The following is a 12,688-nucleotide window of genomic DNA, read 5'->3' as shown; positions in this document are numbered from 1 at the left end:
ACAATGGCGATACCGTTTTCGCGACCGCTTGCGCTGAGCCAGGGCGACCCCGCCGGTATCGGGCCGGATATTACTCTGATGGCCTGGCTGAGGCGGCGAGAACTCGGGCTGCCGCCTTTCTTCCTGATCGGCGATCCCGACGTTCTGGCGTTGCGAGCCCGCCAGCTCAATCTGGCGGTCTCGATCCGCGAGACCGATGAAGCCAGCAAGGCCGCCGGCATGTTTGCCGATGCGCTGCCCGTCATGACCATATCGGCCGGCATAGAGGTCGTGGCCGGCGAACCGCATGCGGCAACGGCGAAAGGCACGATCGCGTCGATCGAGAAAGCCGTGTCGCTTGTCATTGACGGCGAGGCGCTCGCCGTCGTTACCAATCCGATCGCCAAGGCCGTGCTTTACGAGGCGGGTTTCCGGTTTCCCGGCCATACCGAATTTCTCGCCGATCTCGCCGCCAGGGCGACCGGCCGGCCGGTGACACCTGTCATGATGCTGTCCGGACCGAAGCTCCGGGCCATTCCCGTCACCATCCATATTCCGGTCCGCGACGTACCGCAGGCGCTGACGGGCGAACTGATCACGGAAACCTGCAGGATCGCACATGAAGATCTGAGGCAGCGCTTCGGCATCGAGGCGCCGCGGCTCGCCGTTGCCGGCCTCAACCCGCATGCGGGCGAAGGCGGGGCGATCGGCACGGAGGACGAGGACGTCATCCGTCCGGCGATCGAGCGCCTGCGCGACGAGGGCATCGATGCGATCGGCCCCCTGCCCGCCGATACCATGTTTCATGACGAGGCGCGGGCGCGATACGACGTTGCCATCTGCATGTATCACGATCAGGCGCTGATCCCGGCCAAGGCACTTGGTTTCGACGACAGCGTCAACGTGACGCTTGGGCTTCCCTTCGTACGCACCTCGCCGGATCACGGCACCGCTTTCGGCATTGCCGGCAAGGGACTGGCGCGCGAGCACAGCCTCGTTGCGGCGCTGAAGCTCGCCGCCCAGCTCGGCCGCAGCGCGGAAAGCCGCCGCTGATGGCAGCACTCGATGGCCTGCCGCCGCTTCGCGACGTCATCCAACGTCACGGCCTCGATGCACGCAAGGCGCTCGGGCAGAACTTCCTGCTCGACCTCAACCTCACGCAGAAGATCGCCCGCACGGCGGGAGCGCTGAAAGATGCGACCGTTTTCGAGGTCGGCCCCGGCCCCGGCGGGCTGACGCGGGCGATCCTGGCGCTCGGCGCCAGGAAAGTTATCGCCATCGAGCGCGATACACGCTGCCTGCCGGCGCTTGCCGAGATCGCCGATCATTATCCCGGCCGGCTGGAGGTGATCGAAGGCGATGCGCTGAAGACAGATTTCGAGACATTGGCGCCGGAAGGTCCGATCAAGATCATTGCCAACCTGCCCTACAATGTCGGCACGCAGTTGCTGGTCAACTGGCTGCTGCCGAAAGCCTGGCCGCCGTTCTGGCAGTCGCTGACGCTGATGTTTCAGAAGGAAGTCGGCGAGCGTATCGTCGCCAACGAAGACGACGATCATTACGGCCGTCTCGGCGTGCTCTGCGGCTGGCGGACGGAGGCACGTATGGCCTTCGACGTGCCGCCGCAGGCCTTCACGCCGCCGCCGAAGGTGACGTCGACGGTCGTGCAACTGACCCCCCGCGAAAACCCGATCCCCTGCGCTGTCGGCAATCTGGAAAAGGTGACGCAGGCGGCCTTCGGTCAGCGCCGCAAGATGCTGCGCCAAAGCCTGAAACCGCTCGGTGGCGAGAGCCTGCTCGTCAAGGCCGGGATCGATCCGGCGCGTCGGGCGGAAACCTTGTCCGTCGAGGAATTCTGCCTTCTCGCAAACAGCCTTTAGGCAACTCCTGCAACGTCCGAAGCGGCTTTCCCACACATTGCTCTAAAGTGACGGCGTCTCTTCCAGCAACTCGCGGACGAAGTCGAACATGCCATGGCGGCGGTCGCGGCGCAGGCGTTCGGCCTTGACGATCGATTGGACGGCGTCGAGGGCGGCGTTGAGATCGTCATTGACGATGACATAGTCGTATTCGCGCCAGTGGGCGATCTCGGCGCGGCTGTTGGCGAGGCGCGTCTGGATGACCTCCTCGGAATCCTCGGCACGGCGATGCAGCCGCGACTGGAGCTCGGTCATGGTCGGCGGCAGCACGAAGATCGAGACGACATCGGCCGACATCTTCTCCTGCAATTGCTGGGCGCCCTGCCAATCAATGTCGAAGAGCATGTCGCGGCCTTCGGCCATGGCCTGCTCGACCGGCTCGCGCGGCGTGCCGTAGAAATTGCCATGCACCTCGGCCCATTCGAGCAGCGCGTCGCTATCGCGCAGCCGCTCGAACTCGCGCACACTCTTGAAGTGGTAATGCACATCCTCGACTTCGCTCGGACGGCGCTGGCGCGTGGTGACGCTGACGGAAAGGCCGATTTGCCTGTCGGTCTCCAGCAGCGTGCGCGCGATGGTGGACTTGCCGGCGCCTGATGGCGACGAGATGACAAGCATCAGACCGCGGCGGGCGATCTGCACGGGCGAGGATTTCGCCGGTTTCATGTCTTACTCCAAATTCTGGACCTGCTCGCGGAACTGGTCGATCACGACTTTCAGCTCGATGCCGGCGGCGGTGACCGCCGAGGCATTCGACTTCGAGCAGATGGTATTCGATTCGCGGTTAAATTCCTGTGCAAGGAAGTCCAGTCGGCGCCCGGCGGGTCCACCTTTCACCAGGAGATCGCGCGCTGCGGCGATATGAGCCTTCAGACGATCGATTTCCTCGCGCAGATCCGCTTTGGTCGCCAACAGCGCGGCTTCGGCATGCAGCCTGTCGCGGTCGAGCGCGGCCATGCCGTCCATCAACAATGCGACCTGCGCGGCCAGCCGCGCGGCGATCTCCTGCGGCGAGCGCGATGGATCGCCCTCGATCGTACGTGTCAGGCCTTCGATCGTCGTGACGTGGTCGTGAAGAATGCGGGCCAGCGCCGACCCTTCCTGTTCGCGCATTGCTCTCAGATCGGCAAGCGCGGCCAGCAGGCCGGCAGCGATATCGGCGTCACGGGCGGCAAGCGCCTCCTCGCCATCCTCGCTTTCGCGGAATTCGACGATGCCGCGCACCAGAAGCAGCGTATCGAGCTTCAGCGGCGCCGGATCGATGACACCGTCCAGTTGCTCGCGCATGGCCAGCACGGCGGCAAGAGCCTCCTTGTTCAGCACCGCCTCGAAACGGTTCTCGTCGGCGCTGACGGATAGCGATGCCTGCAGGTTGCCGCGGCTGAAGCTTTCTCCGGCGAGGCGGCGGACCTCTGCCTCCATGCGTTCGAGACCGGGCGGCAGGCGCAGGCGCAGGTCGAGGCCCTTGCCGTTGACCGAGCGCAGTTCCCATGCCCAGCGCCAGCGGCCGCTCGTTCCCTCGCGCCGCGCAAAACCGGTCATGGACTGCAAAGCCATGCGTGCCTCCCGAAAGTCTCAGTTGATCTTCTTTTTCTTCGGCGGCGCGACGGTCGCGCCACTATCCGCCGGCTGCTCTTCCGGCTGGCCGTCGACTGCGATGTTCGGGTCCGAACCCTTGTCGGCTTCGAGCTTGCGCCAGCGCTTGACGTTGGCATTGTGCTCCTCGAGCGTCGCAGAGAAAACATGGCCACCGGTGCCGTCGGCGACGAAATAGAGATCCTGCGTCTTCCAGGGATTGGCGACGGCTTCCAGCGCATCCTTGCCGGGATTGGCGATCGGCGTCGGCGGCAGACCCTTGATGACATAGGTGTTATAAGGTGTGTCCCGCTTCAGGTCCGACTGGTAGATCGGCCGGTCGGCCGGTTTACCCTCGCCGCCGAAGAGGCCGTAGATGATCGTCGGGTCGGACTGCAGGCGCATGCCCTTGCCGAGCCGGTTCAGGAAAACGGAGGCGACGTGGGCACGCTCGTCGGGAACGCCGGTTTCCTTTTCGACGATCGAGGCGAGTGTCACGAACTCCTCCTTGGATCGCAGCGGCAGCGACGAGTCACGCTTGTCCCAGATCTGATCGACCAGCTTCTGTTGCGCAGCCGCCATCTGTTCGATGATTTCCGAGCGCTTGGTGCCGCGCGAGAATTTGTAGGTATCCGGACGCAGGCTGCCCTCGGTCGGCAGTGCCGCCGGCAAGTCGCCTTCCAGCACGGTATCCTGCAGCATGCGGTCGAACATCTGGCGGACCGTCAGGCCCTCGGGGAAGGAAACGGAATAAAGAATGGACTTGCCCGATTTCAGCAGCTCCATGATATCCCTCATGGAGGCCCTCGCCTTGATCTCGTATTCACCTGCCTTCAGGCTCTCACCGGCAGAAAGATGCGTTGCCGTGAGATAGCGGAAGATGCGGGCATCGCTGATGATCGCGTTGCGCTCGAGGTTCGAGGCGATTTCGGTCAGACCAGCGCCGCTGCGGACGATGAAATTGGTGTTGGTCTGCAGCGGACCGGGGTTCCGATAGGTCGATGTGGCATAGTAGAAGCCGATGACGGCGACGACGCAGACCAGCACCGCCATCGTCATGATGAAGTTCAGGAAAAGAACGACCTGGCCGCGGGCTTTCTTGGACCGCTTCGGCGGCTCCGGAACGCGCTCCGGACGCAGGGCTTCGCTCGGCGACTTCGGGATAATCGGTCCCTTCTGCGACTGGGTATCGTTGCTCTGGTTCGTCGTATCGCTCACCGGCAATCCTCTAAAACTTGACCCTCACTTCGCTATTTCGCGAAGCAATGCGGCAAAAGCAGGTTCTGCCGCCGTTCAACGACGCCGCTGACGGTCGTTATGCTTTCGCACGCCCCCTTACGCAACGTAGAGGACGGCCGGTTTGCGGTGCAAGGAAGACCCTTCACACCGCTTGCAGGACTCTTATTGCGCGTAACGGCGCAGTACGAGCGACGCGTTCGTGCCGCCGAATCCGAACGAGTTGGACAGCGCCACATTGATGTCTCGCTCGCGCGCCTTGTGCGGAACAAGATCGATCGCCGTCTCCCGTTCGGGATTGTCGAGATTGAGCGTCGGCGGCGCGATATTGTCGCGAATGGCGAGCGTGGTGAAGATCGCCTCGATGGCGCCTGCAGCACCGAGAAGGTGTCCTGTCGCCGACTTGGTCGACGACATGGAGATCTTCGACGCCGCATTGCCGACCAGCCGCTCGACGGCGCCGAGTTCGATCGTGTCGGCCATGGTCGAGGTACCGTGTGCATTGATGTAATCGATATCGGCCGGCGTCAGCCCGGCGCGCTTCAGCGCCATCGCCATGCAGCGGCCGGCGCCCTCGCCGTCTTCGGAGGGCGCGGTGATGTGATAGGCGTCGCCCGACAGGCCGTAGCCGACGATTTCGGCGTAGATCCTGGCGCCGCGCGCCTTGGCGTGTTCCAGTTCCTCGAGCACGACGATGCCGGCGCCTTCGCCCATGACGAAGCCGTCGCGGTCGCGATCATAGGGACGTGACGCCTTCTGCGGATCGTCGTTGTGCTGGGTCGACAGCGCCTTGCAGGCGGCAAAACCTGCAAGCGAAATGCGGCTGACAGGCGATTCCGTGCCGCCGGCGACCATGACGTCGGCATCACCCAGCGCGATCAGCCGCGCGGCATCGCCGATCGCATGCGCACCCGTCGAGCAGGCGGTGACGACCGAATGATTGGGTCCGCGCAGCTTGTGGCGGATCGAGACCTGGCCGGAGACGAGGTTGATCAGGCGGCCGGGAATGAAGAAGGGGGAGATGCGGCGCGGGCCTTTGTCGCGGAGGGTGTAACCCGCCTCGACGATGCCTTCGATGCCGCCGATGCCGGAGCCGATCAGCACGCCGGTGGCGATCTGGTCCTCATCGGTTTCAGGATGCCAGCCGGCATCGGCAAGCGCCATGTCGGCGGCGGCCATGCCGTAGATGATGAAGGCATCGACCTTGCGCTGCTCCTTCGGCTCCATCCACTGATCGACATTGAAGGTGCCGTCGGTGCCGTCACCGATAGGAATACGGCAGGCGATCTTGGCGGGAAGGTCGTCGACCTCGAATTCGGTAACGAGGCGGGCGCCGTTCTGACCGGCAAGCAGCCGGGACCACGTCACCTCGGTTCCGCATCCCAAGGGTGATACCATGCCGGTACCAGTGATGACGACACGTCTCATCGCGTGCTTTCCCCCGTCTCTTATGTTCTATGGAGAAATATGCCGAAAAGAAAAGGGCGGACTCCAGGCCCGCCCTTTCTCGAAATCACAGGATCAGGCCTGGGCCTTCTCAATAAACTTCACTGCATCGCCGACCGTGAGGATCGAGTCGGCAGCGTCGTCAGGAATTTCAACGCCGAATTCTTCTTCGAAAGCCATGACCAGTTCGACCGTGTCGAGCGAGTCAGCGCCCAGATCGTCGATAAAGCTGGCGCTCTCGACGACCTTGTCGGCATCAACGCCAAGATGATCAATAACAATTTTCTTTACGCGTTCTGCGATATCGCTCATGTCGGTTTCCTCGACCTTATGTCCTGATCGGAATGCCATCACGGCACCCCTACCCTGTTTCAGCCTGCGATGTTTTCAGACATCCTCGGCAAACTCGTTAACCCGGCTTCAGAGATGTCCCAGGCTTGCAAAAAGCCCGCCGGTCCGTCTGCTTTCTCGGGACGACTGTTCACAGTCATGGCCCGCTTAACATGCTTTATGTCTGCCGCAAAGCCAGAAAATCAACGGTTCGTGATTGCTCAACATGCTATTGGCGGAAATATTCCCATGCCAACAGTTTGTCGTTTCAGATCATCGCCATGCCGCCGTTTACGTGCAGCGTCTGGCCCGTCATATAGGCAGCCTCGGAGGACGCAAGGTAAGCGACCGCCGAAGCGACCTCGCCGCCCGTGCCCATGCGCTTCATCGGGATCGCCCCCATGATCGCTTCCTTCTGCTTGTCGTTCAGCTTGCCAGTCATGGCGCTTTCGATGAAACCGGGCGCCACGCAATTGACCGTCACGTTGCGGGTGGCAATTTCCTGCGCCAAGGACTTGGTGAAGCCGATCATGCCGGCCTTGGAGGCGCAGTAATTGGCCTGGCCCGGATTGCCGGTGACGCCGACGACGGAGGTGATATTGATGATGCGGCCATAGCGGCGGCGCATCATCGGATGCGTCAATTCGCGCGTCAGGCGGAAGGTCGCCGTCAGGTTCACTTCGATGACGCTGTCCCAGTCCTCGTCGCTCATGCGCACGAACAGGCCGTCGCGGGTGATGCCGGCATTGTTGACGAGGATGTCGACGCCTTCGAGGTCGGCCTCGGCTTTCTGGCCGAGCGCCTTGACCTCATCGCGGTCGGACAGGTTGGCCGGGAAGATCTTGACGCGCTCGCCGAGATCGGCGGCCAGCGCTTCCAGCTTCTCGACGCGGGTGCCATGCAGGCCGACGATGGCGCCCTGCTTATGAAGAAGGCGGGCGATTTCCTCGCCGATGCCGCCCGATGCGCCTGTGACGAGAGCCTTGCGGCCGGAAAGATCGAGCATGGAAACGTTCCTTATAACAGGGACACCAAATCCGGTGTCCGGGGATACCAAATCCGGTGTCCGGAGATACCAATCAGGCCATGAGGGCGGCGACGGCCGCGTCGATATCCGCCGGACCGTTGACGGAGATGCCGTTGATCGTCTTGTCGATGCGGCGGGCAAGGCCGGTCAGCACCTTGCCGGAACCGAGTTCATAAAGCGTCGTCACGCCATTTCCGGCGAACCATTCCACCGTCTCGCGCCAGCGGACCTGACCGGTCACCTGCTCGACCAGCAGGCTGGCGATCTCACCGGCGCCGGTCACCGGGGCGGCACGGACATTGGCGATGACAGGCACGACGGGATCGGACTTGGCGACTTTTGCCAGCGCTTCGCGCATGGCGTCGGCGGCAGGCGCCATCAGTGTGGAATGGAAGGGAGCAGAGACCGGCAGCAGAATGGCGCGCTTGGCGCCCTTGTCGGTCGCAAGGGCGGCCGCCTTTTCGACGGCTGCCTTCTCGCCCGAGATGACGATCTGGCCGCCGCCATTGTCATTGGCGATCTGGCAGGCGCCGAGGGCGGCGGCTGCCTCACAGACGGCAATGACGTCGGCATGTTCGAGGCCGATGATCGCGGCCATGGCACCGACGCCGACGGGGACGGCCGCCTGCATGGCATTGCCGCGGATGCGCAACAGCCGCGCGGTGTCGGCGAGCGAAAAGGTGCCGGCGGCGCAAAGTGCCGAATATTCGCCGAGCGAGTGGCCGGCGACGTAGGCGACCTTGGACTTCAGATCCAGCCCTTTGGCCTCCAGAACGCGGACAACGGCGATAGAGACGGCCATCAGCGCCGGCTGGGCGTTCGCCGTCAAGGTCAACGTATCCTCGGGACCGTTGAACATGACGTCCGAAAGCTTTTCACCGAGCGCCTCATCGACCTCTTGGAAAACGGCGCGGGCCTCCGTGAAATTCTCGGCGAGATCCTTGCCCATGCCGACAGCCTGACTGCCCTGACCGGGAAAAGTGAAAGCAATGGTCATTCTCGTGTCCCTGGCTCACGCCACTGAATACGCCCCTTGAGGCTGTTTTGCCTCCAATTGACATTCTTTCCGGCAGAGTCAAGTGGCGGCTCATTCTCCGCAAAGCCTTTCGCGCGCGCGCAAAAGCTCGGTTTTTGCTCTTGCGCTCCGCCAAATCCGGCCTAGATTTGCGCGGACCTCCCCAAGGCTTTCACCTCTCTCCCAAGGTTTTTCCATGAAGTACAATTCATTAGGCCGCACCGATATTTCCGTTTCAGAGATTTGCCTTGGCACCATGACCTGGGGCTCGCAGAACAGCGAAACCGATGCGCATGCGCAGATGGATTACGCCGTCGAAAAGGGCGTCAACTTCTTCGATACGGCCGAACTTTATCCGACCACCCCGGTTTCGGCCGCGACACAGGGCCGGACGGAAGACTATATCGGCAGCTGGTTCGAGAAAACCGGCAAGCGAGGCGATATCGTGCTCGCCACCAAGGTCGCAGGCCGCGGCCGCGATTATCTGCGCGGCGGCGAAGGTGCCGATGCGAAGAATATCCGCCTGGCGCTCGAGGCCAGCCTGACGCGGCTAAAGACGGACTATGTCGACCTCTATCAGATCCACTGGCCGAACCGCGGCCATTTCCATTTCCGGCAGAACTGGAGCTACAATCCGTTCACCCAGGATCGCGACAAGGCCGTCGCCAATATGCTCGACATTCTGGAAACGCTCGGCGCGCTGGTGCAGGAAGGCAAGATCCGCGCGATCGGCCTTTCCAACGAAACCACCTGGGGCATACAGAAATACCTGACGCTCGCCGAACAGAAGAACCTGCCGCGGGTCGCCAGCGTCCAGAACGAATACAATCTGCTTTACCGCCATTTCGATCTCGATCTCGCCGAACTCTCGCATCATGAGGATGTCGGGCTGCTCGCCTATTCGCCGCTCGCCGGCGGCATCCTGTCCGGCAAATATATCGACGGCGGCAGGCCGAAAGGTTCGCGCGGTTCGATCAACCACGATATCGGCGGCCGCCTGCAGCCGCTGCAGGAGCCGGCGACCAAAGCCTATCTGGAGATCGCCGCAACATACGGCATCGACCCGGCAGCAATGGCGCTCGCCTTCTGCCGATCGAGGCCTTTCATGGCGTCGGTCATCATCGGCGCAACGTCGATGGAGCAGTTGAAAATCGATATCGGCGCGGCCGACCTGACGCTTTCGGACGACGTGTTCACGGAGATCGCCAAGGTGCACCGGCAGTATCCGCTGACGCTTTGATCATATTTGTTTGGCGCCTGCCCGATGCCGACCATTGGCCCGCATCGGGTTCGGGTGTCCGATTGCGCTTGCCTTTGCCCAAAAAATCCGTATAAGCCGCCCTGTTCGTTAACCCGGTCTTCTGGCTGGTGGCTGAACGGAGGGCCGGTTTCCTCTTGGAAATCGTTCGGAACGGAAGCGTTCCAGCCTCCCGTGTCTCCGCTCTCGACCGTCTCGGAAACGCTTTCTTGCCTGGGTCCGCCCAATCAGGAGCAGTCGTTGAGGCTTAGCCGCCGAATATCGGGTTGAACCAAACGCAAGAAAGGCAAAGCTGTCATGGCTCTTTATGAACATGTATTCCTTGCCCGGCAGGATATTTCCGCTCAGCAGGTCGATGCCCTCGTAGAACAGTACAAGGGTGTGATCGAAGCGAATGGCGGTAAGGTCGGGCGTATCGAGAACTGGGGCCTCAAGTCCCTCACCTATCGCATCAAGAAAAACCGCAAGGCGCACTACGCCCTGATGGACATTGATGCACCGGCTGCTGCCGTCCAGGAAATGGAACGTCAGATGCGCATCAGCGAAGACGTTCTTCGCTACATGACGATCGCCGTCGAGAAGCATGAAGAAGGTCCGTCTGCCATGATGCAGAAGCGCGACCGTGACGACCGTCCGCGCGAAGGCGGCCGTGGCCCGCGTGAAGGCGGCTTCGGCGATCGTGACCGTGGCCCGCGTCCGCCGCGTGAAGGTGGCTTCGGCGACCGCGACGACCGTCCGCGCCGTCCGCGCGAAGACCGTGTATAAGGGAGATCTGAGATATGTCTGAAACTTCCTCCGCTCCGGTCCGCCGCCCGTTCCATCGCCGCCGAAAGACCTGCCCGTTCTCCGGCGCCAACGCGCCGCGGATCGACTACAAGGACGTACGCCTGCTGCAGCGCTACATTTCCGAGCGCGGCAAGATCGTTCCGTCCCGCATCACGGCCGTTTCCCAGAAGAAGCAGCGCGAACTCGCCCAGGCGATCAAGCGCGCCCGTTTCCTCGGCCTGCTGCCCTACGTCGTCGCCTGATCATCGGCCGACGCGCATACCCTTGAGGGAAGGCATTCGTGCCTTCCCTTCTCCCTTCCGCGATGGGCGCGGATCGGAACTCTTAAAACCCATGTTGAGACGTTTCTGAATTTGATTCAGCAACATCCTCTAACTGCTTGATGAAGCAGGACAGCGACCTTGAAACGACCGAACATTAAAACGCTGCTGATCGGCGCACTCGCCGGATTGACCGCCGCCCTGCTGGTGCTGGGCGCGAGCATGCAGCCGTCGTTTTTCAGCGCGCTTCTCTACACGGCCTCGGCTCTGCCGATCCTGATCGTCGGGCTCGGCTGGGGCAATACCGCCGCGATCTCGGCCGTCGTCAGCGCCGCAGCACTCGGCGCGATCTTGATCTCGCCTTCCTTCGCACTGATCATGACGATGGTGACGCTGCTGCCGGCCGGTTGGCTCAGCCATCTCGCCAATCTGGCGCGTCCGGCCGCCGAACTCGGCGGCCCCGACCATCTGCTTGCCTGGTATCCGCTCTCCGATATCCTGCTGCATCTCTGCGGTCTGGTGACGCTCGCCGTCATCGTCATCGGTGTGATCATCGGCTACGGGCCTGAGATTACCGATCCAATCGTCGATCTGCTGATCACCTCGCTCAAGCAGCAGCAGCCGGAATTCATGCCCGATCCGGCAGCCACAGCGCAGACCAAGTCGCTGATCCTGCTGATGCTGCCGGCTTTGCAGGGCGGCATGTGGGTCAGCATGCTGTTTGCCGCCTATTATTTCGCCGTGCGCATCGTTGCAGCCTCCGGCCGCGGCCTTCGCCCGCGCGAGGACATTCCCTCGTCGCTGCGGATGAACCGCAATTCGATCTTCATCTTCCTGGCCGGGCTTGCCGCCTGCTTTTTCGGCGGCGTTCCGGCACTGGTCGGCGCGACCGTGATCGGCGCCTTCGGTGCCGGTTTCATGCTTTCCGGTTTTGCCTCCCTGCATTTCCGCACGCGTGGCAAGGACTGGCGCATACCGGCCCTCATCCTCTGCTATCTGGCCTCGATGCTCATGCTGCTGCCAGCTCTCCTCATCCTCGTCCTCGGTCTCAGCGATACGCGCAAGGCGATCGCATTGACCCCGACGAAAGATGCTGATGCCTCCAAACAATCCGATACGAAAATCTGAGACACAAGAAAGGAAAAAGAAAATGCAAGTCATCCTTCTCGAACGCATCTCCAAGCTCGGCCAGATGGGCGAAACCGTAAAGGTTCGCGACGGCTTTGCGCGCAACTACCTGCTGCCGCTCGGCAAGGCGCTGCGCGCCAACGCCGCCAACAAGACCCGCTTCGAAGCCGAGCGCGCGACGCTTGAAGCCCGCAACCTCGAGCGCAAGTCGGAAGCCCAGACGGTCGCCGACGTTCTCGACGGCAAGTCCTTCATCGTCGTGCGCTCCGCCGGCGAAACCGGCCAGCTCTACGGTTCGGTTGCTGCCCGTGACGTCGTCGATATTCTCGGCGCCGAAGGCTTCAACATCGGCCGCAACCAGGTCCACCTCAACACGCCGATCAAGTCGATCGGCCTGCACAAGGTCGAGCTGCAGCTGCATGCCGAAGTCGAAATCCACGTCGAGCTGAACGTTGCCCGTTCTGCCGAAGAGGCAGAGCGCCAGTCCAAGGGCGAAGAACTCACCTCGGTCGACGCGATCTACGGCGTCGACGAAGACGCGCTGCGTCCGGAAGACTTCTTCGATCCGGAAGCTGACGGCGTCGACGAAGACGAAGCATAATTTCGTCGGAGCGATCCGCGAGAGGGAAGCCCGGCCACCGCGCCGGGCTTTTTCGTTTCCACCCCTTCGATGTGAGCTGCCGATCGGTTCGCTTTTTTAAGGGGATTTTCCGGATGTTTTTGCTGCGT

Annotated in this window: 14 protein-coding genes; 7 read left to right on the top strand and 7 right to left on the bottom strand. The window is 62.3% G+C overall.

Annotated elements, in window-relative coordinates; translation table 11 throughout:
• Positions 1 to 3 precede the first annotated feature (3 nt).
• Both pdxA and rsmA read left to right on the top strand, forming a co-directional pair.
• Positions 4 to 1,032 (top strand): 4-hydroxythreonine-4-phosphate dehydrogenase PdxA, encoded by a 1,029-nt coding sequence (gene pdxA, locus GR198_RS24275; RefSeq protein WP_163883204.1) that lies wholly within the window; start codon positions 4 to 6, stop codon positions 1,030 to 1,032.
• Complete coding sequence (rsmA, locus tag GR198_RS24270) at positions 1,032 to 1,859, top strand: 16S rRNA (adenine(1518)-N(6)/adenine(1519)-N(6))-dimethyltransferase RsmA (protein ID WP_164054364.1); 828 nt, start codon at positions 1,032 to 1,034, stop codon at positions 1,857 to 1,859. The genes pdxA and rsmA overlap by 1 nt, the downstream gene beginning before the upstream one ends.
• A gap of 42 nt (positions 1,860 to 1,901) precedes the next feature.
• On the opposite strand, the gene gmk is transcribed toward rsmA, so the two are convergent.
• The 7 genes from gmk to fabD form a co-directional block, all read right to left on the bottom strand.
• Positions 1,902 to 2,564 carry a guanylate kinase gene (gmk, locus tag GR198_RS24265; protein ID WP_025393970.1) on the bottom strand — a complete coding sequence of 221 codons (663 nt, stop codon included), beginning with the start codon at positions 2,562 to 2,564 and terminating at the stop codon, positions 1,902 to 1,904.
• A 3-nt stretch (positions 2,565 to 2,567) separates the two neighbouring features.
• A complete protein-coding gene (locus tag GR198_RS24260; protein ID WP_164069715.1) occupies positions 2,568 to 3,455 on the bottom strand; it encodes a YicC/YloC family endoribonuclease in 888 nt (295 codons plus the stop codon).
• 18 nt (positions 3,456 to 3,473) lie between these two features.
• Positions 3,474 to 4,691, bottom strand: a complete 1,218-nt coding sequence (gene mltG / locus GR198_RS24255) for an endolytic transglycosylase MltG (RefSeq protein ID WP_164069714.1) — start codon at positions 4,689 to 4,691, stop codon at positions 3,474 to 3,476.
• 183 nt (positions 4,692 to 4,874) lie between these two features.
• Positions 4,875 to 6,137, bottom strand: coding sequence for a beta-ketoacyl-ACP synthase II (gene fabF / locus GR198_RS24250; RefSeq protein WP_164069713.1), 1,263 nt, complete (start codon positions 6,135 to 6,137; stop codon positions 4,875 to 4,877).
• A gap of 93 nt (positions 6,138 to 6,230) precedes the next feature.
• Positions 6,231 to 6,467 carry an acyl carrier protein gene (locus GR198_RS24245; protein WP_003547058.1) on the bottom strand — a complete coding sequence of 79 codons (237 nt, stop codon included), beginning with the start codon at positions 6,465 to 6,467 and terminating at the stop codon, positions 6,231 to 6,233.
• Between the two features lie 286 nt (positions 6,468 to 6,753).
• A complete protein-coding gene (gene fabG / locus GR198_RS24240) occupies positions 6,754 to 7,491 on the bottom strand; it encodes a 3-oxoacyl-[acyl-carrier-protein] reductase (protein WP_011651245.1) in 738 nt (245 codons plus the stop codon).
• Positions 7,492 to 7,564: 73 nt separating this feature from the next.
• Complete coding sequence (gene fabD / locus GR198_RS24235; protein ID WP_164069712.1) at positions 7,565 to 8,509, bottom strand: ACP S-malonyltransferase; 945 nt, start codon at positions 8,507 to 8,509, stop codon at positions 7,565 to 7,567.
• A gap of 214 nt (positions 8,510 to 8,723) precedes the next feature.
• Here fabD and GR198_RS24230 point away from each other — a divergent pair, with 214 nt between their 5' ends.
• The 5 genes from GR198_RS24230 to rplI all read left to right on the top strand — a co-directional run bounded on the left by GR198_RS24230 (position 8,724) and on the right by rplI (position 12,560).
• Positions 8,724 to 9,767, top strand: coding sequence for an aldo/keto reductase (locus tag GR198_RS24230; RefSeq protein ID WP_164069711.1), 1,044 nt, complete (start codon positions 8,724 to 8,726; stop codon positions 9,765 to 9,767).
• 315 nt (positions 9,768 to 10,082) lie between these two features.
• The gene (gene rpsF, locus GR198_RS24225) at positions 10,083 to 10,550 is read left to right on the top strand and encodes a 30S ribosomal protein S6 (protein WP_003547040.1); all 468 of its coding nucleotides are present in this window, start codon (positions 10,083 to 10,085) and stop codon (positions 10,548 to 10,550) included.
• 14 nt (positions 10,551 to 10,564) lie between these two features.
• Complete coding sequence (rpsR, locus tag GR198_RS24220) at positions 10,565 to 10,813, top strand: 30S ribosomal protein S18 (protein ID WP_003547038.1); 249 nt, start codon at positions 10,565 to 10,567, stop codon at positions 10,811 to 10,813.
• A 159-nt stretch (positions 10,814 to 10,972) separates the two neighbouring features.
• Entirely contained in the window at positions 10,973 to 11,959 is a 987-nt protein-coding gene (locus GR198_RS24215; protein ID WP_164023025.1) for a DUF2232 domain-containing protein, read from the top strand.
• A gap of 22 nt (positions 11,960 to 11,981) precedes the next feature.
• A complete protein-coding gene (gene rplI / locus GR198_RS24210; protein ID WP_011651241.1) occupies positions 11,982 to 12,560 on the top strand; it encodes a 50S ribosomal protein L9 in 579 nt (192 codons plus the stop codon).
• Positions 12,561 to 12,688: the final 128 nt, after the last annotated feature.

Source organism: Rhizobium leguminosarum, assembly GCF_010668065.1.
GTDB lineage: Bacteria > Pseudomonadota > Alphaproteobacteria > Rhizobiales > Rhizobiaceae > Rhizobium > Rhizobium leguminosarum_S.
Note: the sequence above shows the minus strand (reverse complement) of the source record. Positions and strands in the feature narration are given on the sequence as shown.

Bases quoted from the DNA above. Each gene is read 5' to 3' on its own strand.
- pdxA (WP_163883204.1), top strand. From the start codon at position 4: ATGGCGATACCGTTTTCGCGACCGCTTGCGCTGAGCCAGGGCGACCCC.
- rsmA (WP_164054364.1), top strand. From the start codon at position 1,032: ATGGCAGCACTCGATGGCCTGCCGCCGCTTCGCGACGTCATCCAACGT.
- gmk (WP_025393970.1), bottom strand. From the start codon at position 2,564: ATGAAACCGGCGAAATCCTCGCCCGTGCAGATCGCCCGCCGCGGTCTG.
- GR198_RS24260 (WP_164069715.1), bottom strand. From the start codon at position 3,455: ATGGCTTTGCAGTCCATGACCGGTTTTGCGCGGCGCGAGGGAACGAGC.
- fabF (WP_164069713.1), bottom strand. From the start codon at position 6,137: ATGAGACGTGTCGTCATCACTGGTACCGGCATGGTATCACCCTTGGGA.
- GR198_RS24245 (WP_003547058.1), bottom strand. From the start codon at position 6,467: ATGAGCGATATCGCAGAACGCGTAAAGAAAATTGTTATTGATCATCTT.
- fabG (WP_011651245.1), bottom strand. From the start codon at position 7,491: ATGCTCGATCTTTCCGGCCGCAAGGCTCTCGTCACAGGCGCATCGGGC.
- fabD (WP_164069712.1), bottom strand. From the start codon at position 8,509: ATGACCATTGCTTTCACTTTTCCCGGTCAGGGCAGTCAGGCTGTCGGC.
- GR198_RS24230 (WP_164069711.1), top strand. From the start codon at position 8,724: ATGAAGTACAATTCATTAGGCCGCACCGATATTTCCGTTTCAGAGATT.
- rpsF (WP_003547040.1), top strand. From the start codon at position 10,083: ATGGCTCTTTATGAACATGTATTCCTTGCCCGGCAGGATATTTCCGCT.
- rpsR (WP_003547038.1), top strand. From the start codon at position 10,565: ATGTCTGAAACTTCCTCCGCTCCGGTCCGCCGCCCGTTCCATCGCCGC.
- rplI (WP_011651241.1), top strand. From the start codon at position 11,982: ATGCAAGTCATCCTTCTCGAACGCATCTCCAAGCTCGGCCAGATGGGC.